Raw genomic sequence first — 18,897 nt, forward strand, 5'->3', positions numbered from 1 at the left:
AACCTCACACTTCAATCATTTTGTCCCGAGTCTGAATCCTGTGTCCCGGTTGATCCCGAGACGGGTGATAGATGGATCGCGTTGTCATCCTCAATAGGCACATAACCAAGCTCTTTGGCCTTCTCCAATACTTGCGTCTCCAGTGTCTGCTTCTCAACCTGAAGCTGATTGATATTCCGTTTCGCTTCTACTATCTTATTGTCCGTATCATGAATCTGCCGGTTCAAATCATAAGAATGAACATGGCTCATGCCGATGACGCCCATGACAACAACCACGAACACCACGGACAACAAATACAGCAGCTTTTCTTTTTGGGGAAGCTGGGAACGGCGTTTAATGACTTTCGTCTTCTCGAGATAAGCGGACTGCTGCTGCGTTTCCTTCTGTCTCTCCTGTACGGCTAAATTGCCGCGCGTGTAAGCCATGGCTGATTCTCCTTCTTCAGGGATTTTACGTTCTACAGTTTCTCCGCAATCCGCAGCTTCGCCGATCGTGCTCTTGGATTACTCTCAATCTCTTCCACTGAGGGGATGAGCGGTTTACGGTTAACCAGCTTCAGGTCACCTTGGCCGCCTCCGCATACACACATCGGAAAATCAGGAGGGCATGTGCACTTGGGAATGTAACTGTTGAATATTTGTTTGCATATCCGATCTTCGAGCGAGTGGAAAGTAATGACGGAGACTCTACCACCTGGTGCAAGACATCTCACGGCTTGGTGAAGCGCGTCTTTGAATGCACCGAGCTCATCATTTACCGCAATGCGAAACGCTTGAAAGCTGCGTTTAGCTGGGTGGCCGCCCGTTCTCCGAGCTGCGGCTGGAATCCCTTCCTTTATCATTTCGACAAGCTCTCCGGTTGTGTGAATAGGACCCTGTACCCTTCTTTCCACAATAACCTTCGCAATTCGCCTTGAAAATTTTTCTTCGCCGTATTCGTACAATATTCGTGCGATTTCCTGTTCCGGCCATTCGTTTACAATCTTGGCTGCCGTAAGCTCAGCGGATTGATCCATCCGCATGTCCAGCGGGGCGTCATGATTATAACTAAACCCTCTCTCCCCCTCATCGAATTGCGGAGAAGATACGCCCAAATCGAACAGTATACCGTCAACTTGTGGCTGCCCGTTCTCGTCAACTCCCACTTCGCTTCGGAGCACCTCCTCCAGATCGCGAAAGTTAGTTTTGACAAGGGTAATCCGGTCCACGTAAGGCTTCATGACTTCCCTGGCATTGTTCAATGCCCAGTCGTCCTGATCCAGTGCGATTAACCGGCCATTCGAACTTAGTTGGGAAGCAATGAGCGAGCTGTGCCCTGCTCCCCCGAGCGTACAGTCAACATATATACCGTCTGGTTTGATGCGCAGCCCTTCTGTCGCTTCTTGCTTAAGCACTGTGATGTGATGGAACAAAGCTGCAGCCCTCCATTGTTTCTCATTCATGATTTTTAAGTAATACTTGTCCATTTACAAAGTTTCACATGTTGGTCATAGATCAAAATCAAAGTCTACCAGCTTCTCAGCAATGTCGTTAAATGTTTCCTCCGACTGCTGATAGTAATTTTGCCACTGCTCCTTGCTCCAGATCTCCACTCGGCTCGATACGCCGATGACGACGCATTCTTTCTCGAGCTTGGCGAACTCGCGCAAATTGCCCGGCAAATTTACCCTTCCCTGTTTATCCCATTCACATTCCGTCGCCCCGGAGAAAAAAAACCGGGTAAATGCGCGTGCATCCGACTTCATGAGTGGCAGGGACTTGAGCTTCTGCTCCATGATGGCCCATTCATCTCGGGGGTATACAAAGAGGCAGTTATCCAAACCGCGGGTTACGATAAATGAATTGCCCAGGAGGTCACGAAATTTAGCAGGGATAATGATTCTCCCCTTATCGTCGATGCTATGCTGAAACTCCCCCATGAACATCAGGCATTCCACTCCTTAACCCCGATTCCCCACTTTGCACCACTTTCCACCACTTTAGGATAATAGATTCGGCGTCAAGAATCAAATTCCTTCAAAGATGCATTTGTTTTTTTGGAACTTTCTCTCAGAACCACCGCACAAAAAACCTCCTTTCATTCCTCATTGGGAATAAAAGGAGGTTTGCAAATGATCTAAAGCTGCTGCGGTATTAGTGCTGAGCCCAGCTGTCCAAGTAGGATTTCTGCTCATCGCTCAGGCTGTCAATTTGGATACCTAGACTTTCCAGTTTATATAATGCAACCTGTTGATCCAATTCGTATGGAACATTAACGACACGGTTACCGATACGCTGGTATTGATCATTCACATGTTTAAGCGACAACGCCTGAAGCGCAAACGTCATATCCATGATTTCTGCGGGATGCCCATCTCCTGCCGCAAGATTCACAAGGCGGCCTTCTGCAAGCAGATAAATCTTGCGGCCATCGTTCAGATGATATTCCTCGATATTGCGTCGAACCGTACGAACCGACTTGGAACGTTCCGTGAGGTCCGGCTTATTGACTTCTACATCAAAATGACCGGCATTCGACAGGATCGCTCCGTCTTTCATGACATCGAAATCTTCCCCGCTGATTACATCCCGGTTGCCTGTCACCGTGACGAAGAAATCTCCCAGCTTCGCTGCTTCACGCATCGGCATAACGTGGAAGCCATCCATGTAAGCCTCAACCGCCTTAATAGGATCAATCTCGGTCACAATGACGTTGGCGCCAAGACCTTTAGCGCGCATAGCCACGCCCTTGCCGCACCAGCCATACCCTACAACGACGACGGTTTTGCCTGCAACAACCAGATTTGTTGTCCGGTTGATTCCGTCCCATACCGATTGTCCGGTTCCGTACCGGTTATCAAATAAGTATTTGCAATACGCATCATTTACAGCGACCATCGGGAATTTCAGAGAGCCTTCTTTCTCAAGCGACTTCAGACGCAGGATTCCTGTTGTTGTCTCTTCGGCACCACCCCGGATTCCTTCAAGCAGATCCGTGCGCTCCGAGTGGAGTATTGTTACGAGATCCCCGCCATCATCAATGATCAAATCCGGTCTTGTCTCCAGAGTTGAAATGAGGTGCTGCTTATACTCTGCCGGATCCGGATTATACTTGGCAAACACCGTGATTCCGTCTTCTACCAGCGCGGCGCATACATCGTCTTGCGTAGACAACGGATTACTGCCGGTAATGGTCACTTCAGCTCCGCCAGTCTGAATGACCTTTGCCAGGTAAGCTGTCTTCGCTTCCAGATGCAAGGAAATGGCCACTTTCAAGCCTTTGAATGGCTGTTCTTGTTCGAACTGCTCGCGCACCCGGTTCAGTACCGGCATATGCGCCTGCACCCAATCAATTTTCAGATGGCCTTCCGGTGCCAGTTTCAAGTCGGTAATATTGCTGGTTTGTATTGATGATGAGCTCATATTAACAGCCTCCCGTGATCTGATGATTGAATTCCTGCTCATTATACGTAAACAACCCGGTGAATGCCCGAACTTTCGTATGGGATTTCCATCAGGCTATCCACCAGATTCAATCCATAACGATTCATGTATTCAAGGATGTTGTACACCCTCTCCTGAGGCTTGCCTTCCGGTAACAGCGTTTGCTCGATCCGCTTCCACTGTGCCAAGGCGGCCTCATGCTGCTGTTCCAATGCATTCCGGGATTTACTCAACAGGTAATCCATCTGCTCCAATATCTTATCTTTATTGGTTAATCCTAATTTTAACAGTCCTGACTGCATTCTGCCAAGATCTTCTATTAAGGGTTGATATAAAGCTTCAAATTGTTCACGGGTCTTGCTGAATCGATCCTCCAGATTCAGTTCGTCCTTGCTCGCAAGCCATGTCTCGCGCTTCTTGTCGAGGCGGTTATGAACATCTTCGAAGGATATTTCATATTTCTCCATGAGTTTATGGACGGTTCCGTCTACGATGGAGAACGACATTCTCGGTATGATCAGCGGCATCTGCAGACCTAAATCAGCAAAGGCATAACGCGTAATCGCCCAATAAGAAATTTCCCCCGGACCGAGTATCGTTCCCAGCACAGGCAGCAGACAATCCTGCATAATTGGGCGAGTCAGCACATTGTTGCTGAAACGCTCGGGATGCGCATGCAAATCTCGAAGAAGTTCCTGCTCTGTGAGCGTAACCATGCCTTTACGGTCTGAGAATACATTCCCCTCCCGGTACAGCAGCAAGCGCCTGCCTTCATGCAGGTAGAACAGGTTAGCCCCATTCTCGGAAACATCGGCCTGAACATCATAACCAAGTCCCTTGATATCCCTTGCAGCCTGCTGATACGAAAGACCTAAGGTTTCATTGTGAGTGATCAGCGATTCGAATACAGGTACTTCCAGCGCCCGAAGTCCGGGGTCCGCCGAATCTAGCAGTATGAGGCCATATTTGCCAAACAAACGGTTGATCAGTTTAGCGAAGGCCTCGCTGAGCCCCCTCGAGCCGTTACACGCATCACGTGCCAGCTTCAATATATCTGCCTTGTACTCGCTGTCTGACAGCTTCGTTTGCAGCTCTGACAGCATCAAATTCCAATCCTCTTCGGCAACGCCAGTGTAACTGACAGACGTTCTAAGCCCATCCTTTGCGTCGAGCTTGATTTTGGAAATCTGCTGGTCCTGACGTAGGAAAAAGGTATGATTCACTTCATCCCAGTCATGATCCTCCCCAGCAATCCAGAACACAGGCACAACGGGACGATTCAAGCGTTCCTCCGCTTCGCGGGCGGCTTGAATGACGGTAATCGCTTTATATATAACTAGCAGGGGTCCAGTGAACAGCCCGCTTTGCTGTCCGCCAACCATGGTTACCGTTCCCGGCTGCTCCAGAAGCTGGAGTGATGTATGTACGGCGGGATGATCATTGTGTAGCTGATTATACGTACGAAGACAGTCTACCAGCACTTTACGCTGAACTCGCTTATCTTCGGAAAGATCCAGCCATTTTACCCGCTCGGCATAGCCGTGCTCGCTGCGATGATCTTCACCATAGAACCCGCTTACCCGTTCGAAGTGGTGAATATAATCCTGAGCGAGACGCGAAGCGAGGGACAATGGTTCCGGAACGATATTCATGAGGTCTGCCTCCTATTCTGCGTCGCAACCAAATCTAGATTGTTAAGCACTCGAATTTCTTATATATGATTAGCCTTTCTTGATTGTACCGAATGTTGGCATTCTGCGTCAAAGGAAAAGAATAGCCGCCGGCATACAAGCCGGCGGCTATTCTAGAGATCAGCATTTCTAGATTTAGGACAAGCGCGCTTTAAGCGTAGGCTTTAGCAACCCAGTGTCCTTTAGATACCTCTACCAGCTCCGAATCCTTCACGTCCAGCTGGACGGTTCCGTCCTCGCCTTTGGCTGCTGAAATCGGTCCCTGCATATCATTCTCGAGCTTGAGACGTTTTTTGTTTGCCTCGATTTCCGGATCCGGAATCGGAATCGCGGACAGCAATGTTTTGGTGTACGGATGGATCGGATTCGCATACAGTTCTTCACTATCTGCCAGCTCCACCATTTTACCCAAGTACATTACCGCTACCCGGTCACTGATATGCTTAACCATGGACAAGTCATGCGCAATGAAGAGATAAGTCAGGCCAAGACGATCCTGCAAGTCCTTCAGCAAGTTAACAACCTGCGCCTGGATGGAAACGTCAAGCGCTGAGATCGGTTCATCACAAATGATGAATTTAGGGTTAACCGCAAGTGCACGGGCTATCCCGATCCGTTGACGCTGACCGCCAGAAAATTCATGAGGGTAACGCGTCGAATGGTCACTATTCAAGCCAACCATATCCAGCAGCTCCTCGATCCGCTTCTTGCGCTCGGCGCGGCTGCCTGCCATTCCGTGAATATCCAGTGCTTCTCCGATGATATCCGAAACCGTAAATCTTGGATTCAGCGAGGCATACGGATCCTGGAAAATCATCTGCATGTCACGGCGCATCGCCTTCATTTTGCCCGGAGACAGCTTGTAAATGTCGGTTCCGTTAAAGTTAACGCTGCCGGCAGTTGGTTCGTAGAGCCGCAGAATCGTCCGTCCTGCTGTTGACTTGCCGCAACCGGACTCTCCCACCATACCAAGCGTCTCGCCTTCGCGAATATAAAAATTCAAGTCGTCGACCGCTTTAAGGATGTTGCCCTTACCGACATTGAAATACTTCTTAAGGCCCTTTACCTCGATCAAGTGGTTATCCTTCATGAACCTTGCGCCTCCTTCGCCATCGGATGCAGATTCCAGCAGCGCGCCATATGCGTGTCACTGAATTCCGTTGCGCCCGGATCTACCCGTTCACAAATTCTCATAGCTTCATCACAGCGCGCAGCGAACGGACAGCCTACCGGAGGTTTAATGAGATCCGGCGGTGTTCCGATAATCGGAATAAGCGGCTCGTCTTTTTTCTGATCCAGACGCGGCATCGAACGAAGCAGGCCTTTGGTGTAAGGATGCTGGGGATTTTTGAATATCTCCCATTTCGTTCCGGTTTCCACGACTTCACCTGCATACATAACGATAACACGGTCACACATTCCGGCAACCACACCAAGGTCATGCGTGATCAGAATGATCGATGTTCCGAGGCGCTCCTGCATTTCCTTCATAACATCCATAATCTGTGCCTGAATGGTAACGTCGAGTGCCGTTGTCGGCTCATCGGCGATCAGCAGGGTCGGCTTGCATGCAAGCGCGATGGCTATCATCGCACGCTGGCGCATACCGCCGGAGAACTCATGCGGATACTGATTGAAGCGTTCCTCTGCATTTTTGATGCCAACCAGCTTCAGCATTTCAATCGCATGTTTTTTTGCTTCCGAGAAGGACATCCCTTGGTGCTTAACCAGCACCTCCGTGATCTGCTTCCCTATTCTAATGGTCGGATTGAGCGAGGTCATCGGATCCTGGAAAATCATTCCGATATCCTTGCCGCGAATCGCTTCCATCTGTTTATTGGTTTTTTTGAGAAGGTCTTGTCCTTGGAAAATGACCTCTCCTTTTTTAATTTCTGAGGGCGGGGACGGAATCAATCGCATAATGGTCTGGGCAGTAACACTTTTACCGCTTCCGGACTCACCGACGATGGCAACCGTCTCCCCCTTGCCGACTTCAAAATTCATGCCGCGCACAGCCTTTACTTCACCGCCGCGAACACGAAACGATACGTTGAGGTCCTTCACCTGCAAGATCGGTTCCATACCTTCCCACCTCCTATTTTTTCAATTTCGGATCAAGAGCATCACGCAGTCCATCACCGAAAATGTTGAATGCTAACATCGTCAAGCTGATAAATAGAGCAGGGAACAACATCCGCCATGGATAGTACATCCATCCGGACAGCGCATCATTAATCATGGAGCCCCAAGAAGCGACCGGAGCTTGAACGCCAAGACCAAGGAAACTCAGGAAGGCTTCGGCGAAAATTGCACTAGGCACCGACAAGGTCAACGTAACGATGATCGGTCCCATCGCATTGGGTATCAGATGCCGGAACAACAAGCGGGAAGTCCCCGCACCCATGGAGCGAGAAGCAAGTACATACTCTCTGCTCTTGAGCTGCATGATCTCGCCCCTTACAATCCAGGACATATTGATCCATCCCGTGATGGTTAAGGCGAGTATGATCGTCCCTAAACTTGGTTCGAATACAACGAGCAGCAAAATCGTAACAAGCAGATATGGAATGGAATACAGAATTTCTGCAAACTTATTCATAAACTCATCTACACGGCCACCGAAGTATCCCATGATGCCGCCATATATAACACCAATCATCAAGTCAATCGCAGCTGCTGCAAGACCAACGGTCAATGAAATCCGAGCGCCCATCCAGGTACGTACAAAAACATCGCGTCCCAGGTCGTCGGTTCCAAACCAATGTTCTGATGAAGGCGGCATGTTCGTATTCATCAAATCATTCGTTTCATAGTCATAATTAGAGATCATCGGGCCAATAATCGCCATGACGACAATCAGGATCATAATAATCAAACCGGCCATCGCTAGCTTGTTCTTACGCAATCTCTCCCAGGAATCTCTCCACGAGGATAAACTTTCACGCTGTATTACTTCAGATTGTTTCTCATCAGGACCAATCTTCTGAAAATCTTCAGGCTTCAGGTTTAGTGCCGCAGGATGAGGCATACTTTGTTCTTTCTCCATGTCTACCTCTCCTTCCCGCCGGTCAATTTAATACGTGGATCAACGAATATATACACGATATCCGTAATGAAACGCGCCAGCATCAACAAGATGCCGTAGAAAATGGTGATACCCATAATCACTGTATAATCACGGTTTGTAATACTTTCAACAAACTGCTTACCGATGCCGCCAATACCAAAGATCTGTTCAATAACGACCGAACCCGTGATAATATTTGCTGTCATCGGGCCGACGTAGGTTACGACCGGCAAAATACCATTTCGGATAACATGACGGAACATAATGGCAAACCAATTAAGTCCTTTCGCCTTCGCCGTCTTGATATAATCCGAGTGCAGCACTTCCAGCATGCTGGATCGTGTCAAACGGGCAATAAATGCAATCGGTTGAGCAGATAACGCCATAACTGGAAGCACGTAATCAAGCGGTCCTTCAAAGCCCATGACATTGAAAATGCCTGCCTTCTCCGCCAATAGGTACTGCAGCAAGGATGCGAGTACAAAACTCGGCACCGCGATTCCCAACACCGAGACAATCATAGCGATGTTGTCAATCAGCTTGCGGTGATACAGTGCTGCAAGCATCCCCAGCAGGACACCCACGATAACGGATACGACAATCGCGATGAGACCCAGTCGCAGTGAAGGCCCGAACGTGTCGACAATAATATCAGTAACGGATTGTCCCTGTTTCTTCATGGACAAACCAAAATCACCCTGGACGATGTTTCCCAAGTATTTCGTATACTGCTGAAACAACGGTTTATCTAAATCATACTGTTCCATCAACCTCGCCAAAATTTCAGGCGATGGCTTTTTCTCTCCCATAAACGGATCGCCCGGTATGGCTTTCATAAGAAAAAAAGTGGCTGAGATCAGTATGAACAACGATACAAGCATATAAAAAAACTTACTCGCCACATACCTCAGCATTTCGCTAGCCTCCTGATCAGTTGTTCTAAACCAAGCCGTCTATACAATTGTATAATTCCAGAACGGATTGAGCATCCCTTAACTTTCCCCAACGGACACAAGATTTGGAAACCTTGCGCTCATACAAAAAAATCGGGATATATATGAGGTTTGAATGCCCCACATATATATCCCGAACCGTAACCTTTTATAATTGGTTTACAAAAGACTACTCGATATATGCACGTGTGAAATCGATATCACCTTTATAATCCAGATGGAGGTTTTTCACCCATGGTTTAACCAGGGACACACTGGAGTAGTAGTAAATTGGCATTACAACCTGGTTGTCTTGAACAAGAATTTTCTCGGCTTTGGACATCAGCTCCATGCGCTTAGCATTATCGCTAGTAGCATAAGCATCTTTCACAAGTTTGTCATATTCTTCGTTCTTGAAGCCGGTGTCGTTGTTACCACCATTGGATGTCCACATATCGATATAAGTCATCGGGTCGTTATAGTCTGCTCCCCAACCGGAACGTGCAATTTGATAGTTCAGATCCGTACGGTTTTTCAGGAATACGCCCCACTCTTGGTTTTGAACTTTCACATTAACTCCGAGATTGTTCTTCCACATATCGGAAATCGCAAGTGCAATTTTCTTGTGGTTGTCATCGGAGTTGTGGATCAGAGTAACTTCAGGCAATGTGGTATAGCCTTTTTCCTTCATACCTTGCTCGAGCAGTTTCTTAGCCTCTTCAAGATTTTCTTGGAAGTAAGTATCCGGTACCTCTGTGCGGTACTCGTCGGACTCACCCTTGATACCCGGAGGAACAAAACCAAATGCAGGGATTTGTCCGCCTTGCGTAATTTTTTCTACAATTGCCTTACGGTCAATCGCCATCGAGAATGCTTTACGAATGTTCACATTGTCGAATGGTTCTTCGGTAGTGTTAAAAATATAGAAATACGTCGATGAAATACCTTTGATCATCAGCTCATCGCCAAGTTCCTTCTTGATCGCACTCAGCTGATCCGTCGGGATGTTGCCTGTTGGATGTCCTGCATAATCCAGCTCATCGTTACGATAGCTTGAAAGTTCAGTAGCAGAGCTGTTTACGATACTCATTTGAACTTTTTCAAGTTTGATGGAATCCTTGTCCCAGTACTGGTCGTTCTTCACAAGCTCGATCTTTTGACCTTTAGTCATTTGTGAAACCTTGAACGGACCGTTACCGATCAACGTATCCGGCTTGGTTGCCCAAGAAGCATTTCCTTCAACGGAGCTGTGAACCGGGAAGTACGTTTGGAATGACATCAAGCTGAGGAAGTAAGGTGTAGGGTTTTCGAGTGTAACTTCCAATGTATAATCGTCAGTTGCCTTTACGCCAACCTCATTAGCGTCTTTAATGTCTCCAAGATTGTAAGCTTCAGCATTTTTGATGTAATACAGCTGATAAGCGTATGGTGATGCAGGTGTAAAGTTTGGATCAAGTACACGTTTCCAAGCATACTCAAAATCTTTTGCTGTTACTGGATCGCCGTTGCTCCATTTGGCATCTTGGCGAAGGGTGAAGACATATTTCAGTCCATCTTCAGAAATATCCCATTTTTCGGCTACGCCTTGCTCTTCGGTGCCGTCCGCACCTTTACGAACCAAACCTTCAAATACAGAACTGATTACCGTATTCGATGTGTTATCCTGAGCCAAGCCCGGATCCAATGTAGGAGGGTCGGAAGCAAGGTTCATGCGGAAGACCTGCTCTTTAGGCTTGTCCGTTCCGCCATTATCGGCGCCTTCGTTCTTGTCAGCTCCACATGCTGCCAACACGGAGCTGAAAGCAAGAATAAGCGTCATAAGAAGCAGTAATTTTTTGTGTTTCTTCATCTTGCGGTATCCCCCTCATAGATTTTAGGTATATGCTTATCGATTATACAACCAGTGGTCAAAAAAATCCAGAAATCAATAAATTGAAAAATCTGCCTGACCCAAGGATCAAACAGATTTATCATTGAATTCTAGTTATTAGATTGTTCTTACGTAACTTTAATTATGTATGAAAGGATACCAAAAAATGTGAAAACTACGTAACCGAAACTCATAGCAACGAAGCCAAGCCGCCAGACGGCTCTCGCCAGTCTTTTGCCGTTAACCTTGCCCTTCCAGCGGTTCTGCGCACTTCCGATTAGCCCAGTTGCAATAAGCAGCATGAGGAGAATAAGATAGAACCCGGATTTGGACTGGAACGTATTATTAAACAAGGCGGATACCGAAAACAGCAGGAAAAAAGTGGTGACATCCATAGCCAGCCCAAACGCTTGTTTTCGATTTTTGTTTCTTTGCAAGACGATCATATAAACAAGGATAAATGGAATGAACGGAAATAGACTTAATGTGTTAAACACACCCTGCAAGAACCCCATGCTTAAACCCCCCTATGTATTCATCCCCTCAATGAGCTGCACAATGAGCTCGTGTGTTGGCACCGCAATGCCATATTTACGCCCCAGGCCTACAATGCTTCCGTTAATCCAGGCCACTTCGGTCGTTCTGCTGTCCATAACATCCTTTAGCATGGAAGACGTGTTACCCGAAGTCGATTGACAGACAGCTACAATCCATTCCCAGAGCCTGCTCCCATAAGGAATGCCGCCCGCTTTATATACGGCGATCCCTTCATCATAAAGCTGCTGCATCAGCCTGACGCGTTCGGGCGATGATAACAGCTCTCCATTAGGAATCCGCCACAATGCAGTCAAAGGGTTAATCACCGCATTCATCAGCAGTTTACGATAGATCATCACATCCATTTCATTCGACAAAAAAGCTTCAAATCCTGCTCTATTCAGCTGTTTAACGAGCTCATTTTCATCATTTCCCTCTGAAACAGGGCTTGCAGAGTCCTGTTCGGGCATGAATTTGCCGATTGTCGTCGTTCCGCGGCCAGCATGCAATACAGATACGAGACTTGTGCGTTTGGCTCCCTCTGTTGTAATGGCCGCATACAGTGTCCATGCAGGCAGCAGTTCTTGAAGCCGCTCCAGATGCCCCGTCCCGTTCTGATAGCAGATCAGCCTGCGATGGTCTTGACCATATGGAGCCAGCACCCGGGCTGCCAGATCTTCGATCCCTTGCTGCTTCAACATCAGAAACAGATAGTCCGCATCGGCTGCAGCCCCTCGCTCGGCAAAGGAAGACATTGTGCAGACCGTGAGCGAGCTGGAATCCATCCGCTTGTGCCGGCCTGTACCTTCCTCGATGGTGATGCCTGAAGCCTTCAGCATGTCCGCTTGCTCTTCACTGCGACACCATAACGTGACACGGCAGCCGGAGCTCGCAAGTTTGCCTGCATATAACAGGCCCAATGAGCCTGCACCGATGATATGTATATTCATGTTCATGTGAATCCTCCAAATGTAATCAAACGTTACGTACTAGCCCTAGTATATATCAGAATAATCTCCTATACGCACAAATAACCCGCCAAAGCGCATGAAATGCACTAATGCGGGTTACGGTGAATAGCAAAACAATCTTTTTTCCTATTCGATTCGTTCCAGATTACCGTTTGCATCCATTTTGAAGCGAGTTTTAAGTTCCTCATCCTCTTCGTTTAAGAAAGCCAATCTTCGTGCCCGATCCATAATCTGAATCAATGCCTTATAATCATCATTGACAACATGATAGTCAGTTTTCACTTCGCTTACTTCCTTTAGCAAACGTTGATTCTCACTGCGAAGCCTTGCGAGCTCATCCTCTTTCTCACGCAAACTCTTCTCAAGCGATTTATACTGACGCGAACTTTCCTGAAGCCCACCCTTCCATTGACGAAGGAAACGGATGACGGCATCAATAGAAAGCGTTTCTTCACTTGCACCTTCATTCTTGTATACATCCTGTTCCAGTTCCGGAGCAGCCAAGCCAGCAACCTGCGGTCCGCTTAAGGAAGGCTGCTTCTTATAATAACTCCTCTTCTGACGCTGAGATTTCGCCAAACTGATAGCATCCTCATATTTCTTGCGAACACAACTGTTCCAACGAAATCCGCATGCTGCCGATGTCCGGCCTATTCTTTCTCCCACTTCCTCAAAGGCAGCCAATTGGGTGCTGCCCTCACGAATATGACGCAGGGTCACCTCCGCCAATATCAGGTCGTCCTCTGCACTCCATGCATCCTGTCTCACTGCTGACATACCATAAAACCCTCCTAACGACATCCTAAAATAACCGTCTTCAATACCGTAAATCCGGCTGCTGAATAGGGTATAAAAACTGCTTAATTCATTTCTATGCCTCTCATAGAGTTCATAGAATCTATTTGATACTAAAATGTATTTCCATTTTGGATACAGATCATACTCTTACAGGAGGGAAAACCACCGATTAGCTGAATTTGTTAACGAATTCAATGCCCTGCTTCTGGATAATAATAAAAAATGAAGGGTTTTCTTGAGTTAGGCGTTTACACGTTTTTCCCATAACGCTATAATGTTCATAGCAGCATTATGTGCGTACATACGAGAGGAGGATATAATCGTGGCACGGATGTTTCGAGTCCTTGGCTTTTTCACCCTGACTATCGGGTTGATGGCCTTTGCCGGTGATCATATTGAAATGGCTCTGCTCTTCTTCCTGCAGACTGCATTTTTCGTGATCCTGGGATATTTGAAATTCACGGAGAGAACCTATATTCTTCTCTTCTGGGCTTATATGATCGTGACCTTCACGGGCTTTAGCTATTGGACGGTCTTCATTATGGGCAAACCACTCTAACAAGCATAACCATGCAAGCGATTTATTGATCTGCCGGCGGTCAACCTGGACAACCTGAGGCTGCGCTGGTGGGTTTTCCTTGCGCTTAGAGAACAAGTACTTAAAAAAGCGATCAGGTGCTTTAGCTGCCGGATCGCTTTTTTAGTTCCTAAGGATTGATAATTGAGTCGTACACGTCATATATTGGTTAAACATGAAGGGACAACGGATGGATTCCTTTCGACTAACAACCATTCAAGGAGGACTCCCGTTTGAATGTTCGAGTAAAATATCCGATCCTCCCGTTCTTGCTGTTCATCGCCCTGTTGTTCTGCTTCATTGCAGCTCCTGTCGCGGTATATTCGCAGCAGGAAACAAGTCCTGCTATGCCTGATTCGGAAGAGGCGCGCCAACTTCTGGAGGACAGCCTATCCATCGTGGAGATTGATCATGAAATTGAACGGATAACCAAACGTCTGGATGAATTGCAGGTGCTTCAGAATGAGCTGCAAATCAAGATTCAGGATATGGGCACACGCATTGAAGACCGGCGGGATCGGGCAGGAGCTGTTCTTCGGTCTTATTACATGGGAGAACGGGATCACTTATTCTTGATGCTGTTTTCCGCCAAGGATTTAGCCGGTTTTTTTCGAATCATGGACTTCTACGATATTATCATTCAGAACGACCGGGATACGCTTACAGTTTACAACAATCAATACCGCTCCCTCGCATCAGCCCAGGCTGAAGCAGCTCGAAACGCCGCTCAGCTCGCGGATGTAAAAGACAGCCTTGTCAAGCAGCGCGAGCGGGTACTTGCGCTTGAGAAGCAGGTTGACGGGGCTCTGACAGCCAGCGGCAACCCGGATGCGATGAAAAAGCTGATTGAAGAATTCACACGGTATTGGGAGAATGTAGGACTGTATGAGGTGAAACGTCACTTTCAGGCCCTGGCAAGTGCCATGGAGAATCTGCCGCAATTTGTCCAGGGTAGCAAAAATATGTTGAAAACCAACGGGAAGGTGTACACCATTGACATCCATGAGGATGATCTCAACGCATTTTTGAGGTCCCAGGATGAGATTTTTAATGCCTTTTCGTTTCATTTTGACGACGGGAAGGTGACAGCTACCGGTAAAAGCGGCAATCTATCCCTGCTGATTGAAGGGAAATACACCGTAATCAATGAACCGGAGAACGCCATCATGTTTCAAGTCGATAAACTTGTGTTTAATCGGCTGGAACTCCCGGATACTACCCGCAAAGCTTTGCAGGAAGAATTCGACATGAACTTTTATCCGAAACAGCTGGTGTCCTTCTTGAAGGCAACCGAAGTATCGAGCGAGGACCAAAGACTCGTGGTGAAAATGGAACTGGACTTATAGCGGGCCCCCTCTCTCTGGTGCCGTAGTCCTGACAAAACGAACAAGCTGCCCTGGATAGGCAGCTTGTTCGTTTAATTATTCGTGTTGATCAGACCTGTACAACCTCATATATTCTTCCCTCGTCATTTCCCCAAGCAGCAATCGGCGTGCCGACTCGGAATAGGTAAGAAAACCTTCCGCATCCCCGAATTCCAGAGCAGCCGCTTCATTCCGGGAGAGCAGCACTTGAGCCGGCACGGCCACTTTTTGCCAGATGCCCCGATCTCTTAAGGCTGCACCCGTAACATACAGCTCCGAAACAACCGGCAAAGTTCCGACATCTTTACTCCATTCATGCTGAATATCTTTATCTGTCATATAGGTAATCCATTTCATCGCTAAGGCGGGGGATTCCGTGTGCGCGGCTACCGCAAAACTTCTCGTCCGGACGACAGGTGTGTTCAAATGGGTCTTTCCCATCGCAAGGGCAAGAGATAAACCTTCGGTATCCTTGTCTGAAAAGCTAGAATAGGGTTCAATGACCACCGTTGCCTCCCCCTTCCCAGAGGATGGAGAAGACGGTTCCTCAGTGTTCCTCGGAGTATCCTCCTCGACTTGGTTCGTTTCCATCATTTGCTTCCTGTTGTGAATCAGCATATCCAGCACCTCTTGCTCCGGCTTGGAAGGATCACCTTCCAACAAGTGGACTGCTGCACCGAACGCATATGGATCATTCGGATCAAATGAGATCACAGGGGTTTCTATATGTAGCTCAAAAAATTCCTGCCACGCCTTACGGCTCTCCGGTATTTTGAATACAGTACCGTCCTTCTCTTTGGCCTGCCAGGTCATCACATAGGGATCTATATCAAATGGCATCCCCCATTGATATCCGTTCCACTGCAGCGGCGGCAGAAGACCGCTCAAGGTATCGCCGCCAGGCATGACCGCTTGCGATGCATCAACCGGCAATAAATAGCCGTTCATTGCAAGCGCTTTAATATAGTGTGTATCCATCAATAAAACGTCGGGCCCTTCTCCAAGGGTCATCTGAAGCAAAAAAGACTCTAGCTGCTCTTCATTGGTTTCCAGAGGAACGATTTCAATCTCCGCCCCCGTCTCCTCCTTAAACCGCTCATTGATCGCTTTAAGCTGCCGCATCTCATCACCGTTCAACTGAACTCCGACTTTAACAGGACCCAGATCACGATCCGGAATATCCGGCCTTTGCTGTGGAGGGATCGGCTCATCCCCCGGCGGTTCTCTTCTTGTATTGTGAGTGAAGTCAAAACTGGGAGATAAACTGGATAAGGACAACAGTAAAATGGCGAACAGGAACCAATATTTTTTCCGCTTCATATCCCATCTTCACTCCTTCTGCAGGCACATGCCCTTATTTTACCAAACTTCTAGTGCTCTTGTCCTATCTTTTTTAATATTTATCTAGTCCATATTTTGTTAAAAACCGAAGACAAATAGGACTGCCCGCTGATCATAGGCAGCCCATATCATTATGATTATTCTTCATCATCATTTCTCGGGAAATATAAGGATTACAACAGATCCGCTGCCAGCTGCGCCAGCTTGGAACGTTCCCCTTTTGTCAGCGTAATATGACCGCTTAAACTCTCTTGTTTGAAACGTTCTACCACATAAGTCAGGCCATTGCTCACGGCATCCAGATATGGGTGATCAATCTGTTCCGGATCCCCCATCAGGATGACCTTGCTCCCTTCTCCAGCACGGGAGACAATCGTTTTGACCTCATGGCGGGACAAGTTCTGGGCCTCATCCACAATGATGAATTGACCCGGAATCGAGCGGCCCCTGATATAAGTTAATGCCTCCACCTGGATGCTGCCCAGCCCCATCAGTATTTTGTCGATATCTCCCGATTTTTTTGTATCGAACAGGTACTCGAGATTGTCATATATCGGCTGCATCCAAGGTCTTAATTTCTCGTCCTTCTCACCAGGCAAATAACCGATATCCTTTCCCATTGGGACGACCGGGCGTGCGATCAGAAGTTTCTTGTATTTATGTTCATCCTCGACCTTGGACAGACCCGCTGCCAATGCCAACAGCGTTTTGCCCGTTCCGGCTTTCCCCGTTATGGTGACAAGTGGAATGTCGTCATTCAGAAGCAATTCAATCGCCATGCGCTGCTGGGCATTTCGTGCGCTGATGCCCCATACAGGTTCGTTGCTTAGATGAAGGGGCTCCAATCTTGTTGCGTCTTCATTTACATGAAGCAGCGCAGACTTCCCTGAACCCATCTCGTCCTTCAGGATAACAAATTCATGCGGGTACAGCGGGTAGGACAATTGAAGAGGTTTAATAGGCAGATAACGGTAGCTGTAAAATTCATCGATGACCGAAGGATGCACCTTTAATGTGGAGAATCCGGAATACAATTCACTTGGATCTGCCGTCCGGTCTGATAAATAATCCTGTGTCGTTAATCCGAGCACATCCGCCTTGATTCGAACGAGCACATCCTTACTGACCAGCACGACAGGTCTTCCAGTGTCCTTTGGATCCTCCTCCAATTTATAATTCAACGCGACAGCCAGAATGCGGTTGTCGTTGGATGCCTCGCTAAATAACTCCTGTACCTTGACAAAGCTCCGATGATTCAGCTCAACCTTCAATGTCCCGCCATTCTCCAGGTGAACCCCATCATGCAGGTGCCCCTGTTCTCTTAACCCGTCAAGCAAACGGGAGACTGTTCTGGCATTACGGCCAATCTCATCGGCATTTCGCTTTTTGGAGTCAATCTCTTCAAGAACCACCGCAGGAATGATGACTTCATGCTCCTCGAATGCATAGATCGATTGAGGATCATGCAGCAGTACGTTCGTATCCAGCACAAATATTTTTTTCATCTTATCCCTCCACTGCTTCTTCATCAGGTACACACATAAACCTTTCCGTCCCGGACATAATAAGCTTAGCGACTGGAGTAATTTAGTGAACTCTACTACGAAAGGACAGATCAATCCATGAGAGCTGCTCTATCCATCATGCTAACGGTGTTTTTGCTCGCAGGCTGCGGGACACCAAATCACAATGCATCACCCTCTCCTCGTAATAAAACCAATGGAACCACAGTGAACAATGTTAACAACATGAATGGGAACAGAGGTTATACCACTAACAATGTAGACGGTACAACTCCGGATAACACCAATTCTGGGCGAGTCGGCAACGTGAATGACAACAACGGGAAAGTTGATACCACTACCGCAAATCACCTGAAATCACTTGCTGAAAGTGTGCCCGGCGTGAAAAACGCAAACTGTGTAGTCATGGGTAAAACCGCTGTTGTTGGTCTTAATGTAGATGGAGATTTAGATCGTGCAGAAGTCGGAAGCATCAAATACACAGTCGCTGAAGCCCTTCAAAAGGATCCAGCAGGTGCCAACGCACTTGTTACCGCTGATCTGGACGTTTCGAATCGCATAGCTGAACTTGGCCGCCATATCCAGCAAGGTCATCCAGTCTCAGGCGTTGCTAGCGAGCTTGCAGACATCGTAGGCCGCATCATCCCTCAGCTGCCTAAAGATGTAACGCCAAGAGACGGTAGTGCCGAGGATGTCGGAGCTCAGACGGTAAAACCGAATAACCACCATGCGCCAGCCAAACATCAGCACAAGAAATAGCAGTGTCTGACGATGAATCGTCTTTGGATTGGTGGTTCATCC

General features: G+C 47.6%; 18 protein-coding genes. 3 read left to right on the top strand and 15 right to left on the bottom strand.

What is annotated here, in order from left to right; genetic code table 11:
- Positions 1-11: 11 nt before the first annotated feature.
- The 13 genes from B9D94_RS20435 to B9D94_RS20495 form a co-directional block, all read right to left on the bottom strand.
- Positions 12-428 carry a hypothetical protein gene (locus B9D94_RS20435; protein WP_063478966.1) on the bottom strand — a complete coding sequence of 139 codons (417 nt, stop codon included), beginning with the start codon at positions 426-428 and terminating at the stop codon, positions 12-14.
- A 32-nt stretch (positions 429-460) separates the two neighbouring features.
- On the bottom strand, positions 461-1,414 hold the full coding sequence (gene rsmH, locus B9D94_RS20440) for a 16S rRNA (cytosine(1402)-N(4))-methyltransferase RsmH (protein WP_148248830.1): 954 nt from the start codon (positions 1,412-1,414) through the stop codon (positions 461-463).
- Positions 1,415-1,489: 75 nt separating this feature from the next.
- Positions 1,490-1,927: a division/cell wall cluster transcriptional repressor MraZ gene (gene mraZ / locus B9D94_RS20445; protein WP_006209069.1), complete on the bottom strand. Its 438-nt coding sequence runs from the start codon at positions 1,925-1,927 to the stop codon at positions 1,490-1,492.
- Positions 1,928-2,135: 208 nt separating this feature from the next.
- A complete protein-coding gene (locus B9D94_RS20450) occupies positions 2,136-3,404 on the bottom strand; it encodes an adenosylhomocysteinase (RefSeq protein WP_148247859.1) in 1,269 nt (422 codons plus the stop codon).
- Positions 3,405-3,445: 41 nt separating this feature from the next.
- Positions 3,446-5,077, bottom strand: coding sequence for a bacillithiol biosynthesis cysteine-adding enzyme BshC (gene bshC, locus B9D94_RS20455; RefSeq protein WP_148247861.1), 1,632 nt, complete (start codon positions 5,075-5,077; stop codon positions 3,446-3,448).
- Positions 5,078-5,267: 190 nt separating this feature from the next.
- Entirely contained in the window at positions 5,268-6,206 is a 939-nt protein-coding gene (locus tag B9D94_RS20460; protein WP_036637870.1) for an ABC transporter ATP-binding protein, read from the bottom strand.
- Positions 6,203-7,198: an ABC transporter ATP-binding protein gene (locus tag B9D94_RS20465; RefSeq protein ID WP_036637867.1), complete on the bottom strand. Its 996-nt coding sequence runs from the start codon at positions 7,196-7,198 to the stop codon at positions 6,203-6,205. The genes B9D94_RS20460 and B9D94_RS20465 overlap by 4 nt, the downstream gene beginning before the upstream one ends.
- Positions 7,199-7,211: 13 nt before the next feature.
- Complete coding sequence (locus B9D94_RS20470; protein ID WP_006209064.1) at positions 7,212-8,162, bottom strand: ABC transporter permease; 951 nt, start codon at positions 8,160-8,162, stop codon at positions 7,212-7,214.
- Between the two features lie 2 nt (positions 8,163-8,164).
- Positions 8,165-9,097: an ABC transporter permease gene (locus tag B9D94_RS20475; RefSeq protein WP_006209063.1), complete on the bottom strand. Its 933-nt coding sequence runs from the start codon at positions 9,095-9,097 to the stop codon at positions 8,165-8,167.
- Positions 9,098-9,305: 208 nt separating this feature from the next.
- Positions 9,306-10,964, bottom strand: a complete 1,659-nt coding sequence (locus B9D94_RS20480; RefSeq protein WP_006209062.1) for a peptide ABC transporter substrate-binding protein — start codon at positions 10,962-10,964, stop codon at positions 9,306-9,308.
- A 149-nt stretch (positions 10,965-11,113) separates the two neighbouring features.
- Entirely contained in the window at positions 11,114-11,500 is a 387-nt protein-coding gene (locus tag B9D94_RS20485) for a DUF3397 domain-containing protein (RefSeq protein WP_036637861.1), read from the bottom strand.
- 12 nt (positions 11,501-11,512) lie between these two features.
- Positions 11,513-12,478, bottom strand: a complete 966-nt coding sequence (locus tag B9D94_RS20490; protein ID WP_148247862.1) for a ketopantoate reductase family protein — start codon at positions 12,476-12,478, stop codon at positions 11,513-11,515.
- A 141-nt stretch (positions 12,479-12,619) separates the two neighbouring features.
- Positions 12,620-13,270, bottom strand: a complete 651-nt coding sequence (locus tag B9D94_RS20495; protein WP_036637856.1) for an RsfA family transcriptional regulator — start codon at positions 13,268-13,270, stop codon at positions 12,620-12,622.
- Positions 13,271-13,613: 343 nt separating this feature from the next.
- Here B9D94_RS20495 and B9D94_RS20500 point away from each other — a divergent pair, with 343 nt between their 5' ends.
- Both B9D94_RS20500 and B9D94_RS20505 read left to right on the top strand, forming a co-directional pair.
- Positions 13,614-13,850, top strand: coding sequence for a DUF2626 domain-containing protein (locus B9D94_RS20500; protein WP_006209059.1), 237 nt, complete (start codon positions 13,614-13,616; stop codon positions 13,848-13,850).
- Positions 13,851-14,101: 251 nt separating this feature from the next.
- On the top strand, positions 14,102-15,214 hold the full coding sequence (locus B9D94_RS20505; protein ID WP_148247863.1) for a coiled-coil domain-containing protein: 1,113 nt from the start codon (positions 14,102-14,104) through the stop codon (positions 15,212-15,214).
- A gap of 75 nt (positions 15,215-15,289) precedes the next feature.
- Here B9D94_RS20505 and B9D94_RS20510 read toward each other — a convergent pair whose 3' ends face one another.
- Together B9D94_RS20510 and B9D94_RS20515 are read right to left on the bottom strand one after the other, a co-directional pair.
- The gene (locus tag B9D94_RS20510; RefSeq protein WP_148247865.1) at positions 15,290-16,552 is read right to left on the bottom strand and encodes an extracellular solute-binding protein; all 1,263 of its coding nucleotides are present in this window, start codon (positions 16,550-16,552) and stop codon (positions 15,290-15,292) included.
- Positions 16,553-16,746: 194 nt separating this feature from the next.
- On the bottom strand, positions 16,747-18,078 hold the full coding sequence (locus tag B9D94_RS20515) for a PhoH family protein (protein ID WP_006209056.1): 1,332 nt from the start codon (positions 18,076-18,078) through the stop codon (positions 16,747-16,749).
- Positions 18,079-18,195: 117 nt separating this feature from the next.
- Between B9D94_RS20515 and B9D94_RS20520 the strand changes: the two genes are divergently transcribed.
- Positions 18,196-18,855: a YhcN/YlaJ family sporulation lipoprotein gene (locus tag B9D94_RS20520; protein ID WP_006209055.1), complete on the top strand. Its 660-nt coding sequence runs from the start codon at positions 18,196-18,198 to the stop codon at positions 18,853-18,855.
- The last annotated feature ends 42 nt before the right edge of the window (positions 18,856-18,897 follow it).

This window comes from Paenibacillus sp. Cedars, from assembly GCF_003184205.1.
GTDB classification, from domain to species: domain Bacteria; phylum Bacillota; class Bacilli; order Paenibacillales; family Paenibacillaceae; genus Paenibacillus_AQ; species Paenibacillus_AQ glucanolyticus.

Excerpts from the sequence above, each read along its gene's own strand:
- B9D94_RS20470 (WP_006209064.1), bottom strand. The coding sequence starts at position 8,162 with ATGGAGAAAGAACAAAGTATGCCTCATCCTGCGGCACTAAACCTGAAG.
- B9D94_RS20515 (WP_006209056.1), bottom strand. The coding sequence starts at position 18,078 with ATGAAAAAAATATTTGTGCTGGATACGAACGTACTGCTGCATGATCCT.
- B9D94_RS20450 (WP_148247859.1), bottom strand. The coding sequence starts at position 3,404 with ATGAGCTCATCATCAATACAAACCAGCAATATTACCGACTTGAAACTG.
- mraZ (WP_006209069.1), bottom strand. The coding sequence starts at position 1,927 with ATGTTCATGGGGGAGTTTCAGCATAGCATCGACGATAAGGGGAGAATC.
- B9D94_RS20475 (WP_006209063.1), bottom strand. The coding sequence starts at position 9,097 with ATGCTGAGGTATGTGGCGAGTAAGTTTTTTTATATGCTTGTATCGTTG.
- B9D94_RS20460 (WP_036637870.1), bottom strand. The coding sequence starts at position 6,206 with ATGAAGGATAACCACTTGATCGAGGTAAAGGGCCTTAAGAAGTATTTC.
- B9D94_RS20480 (WP_006209062.1), bottom strand. The coding sequence starts at position 10,964 with ATGAAGAAACACAAAAAATTACTGCTTCTTATGACGCTTATTCTTGCT.
- B9D94_RS20485 (WP_036637861.1), bottom strand. The coding sequence starts at position 11,500 with ATGGGGTTCTTGCAGGGTGTGTTTAACACATTAAGTCTATTTCCGTTC.
- B9D94_RS20495 (WP_036637856.1), bottom strand. The coding sequence starts at position 13,270 with ATGTCAGCAGTGAGACAGGATGCATGGAGTGCAGAGGACGACCTGATA.
- bshC (WP_148247861.1), bottom strand. The coding sequence starts at position 5,077 with ATGAATATCGTTCCGGAACCATTGTCCCTCGCTTCGCGTCTCGCTCAG.
- B9D94_RS20510 (WP_148247865.1), bottom strand. The coding sequence starts at position 16,552 with ATGAAGCGGAAAAAATATTGGTTCCTGTTCGCCATTTTACTGTTGTCC.
- B9D94_RS20435 (WP_063478966.1), bottom strand. The coding sequence starts at position 428 with ATGGCTTACACGCGCGGCAATTTAGCCGTACAGGAGAGACAGAAGGAA.
- B9D94_RS20490 (WP_148247862.1), bottom strand. The coding sequence starts at position 12,478 with ATGAACATGAATATACATATCATCGGTGCAGGCTCATTGGGCCTGTTA.
- B9D94_RS20520 (WP_006209055.1), top strand. The coding sequence starts at position 18,196 with ATGAGAGCTGCTCTATCCATCATGCTAACGGTGTTTTTGCTCGCAGGC.
- B9D94_RS20465 (WP_036637867.1), bottom strand. The coding sequence starts at position 7,198 with ATGGAACCGATCTTGCAGGTGAAGGACCTCAACGTATCGTTTCGTGTT.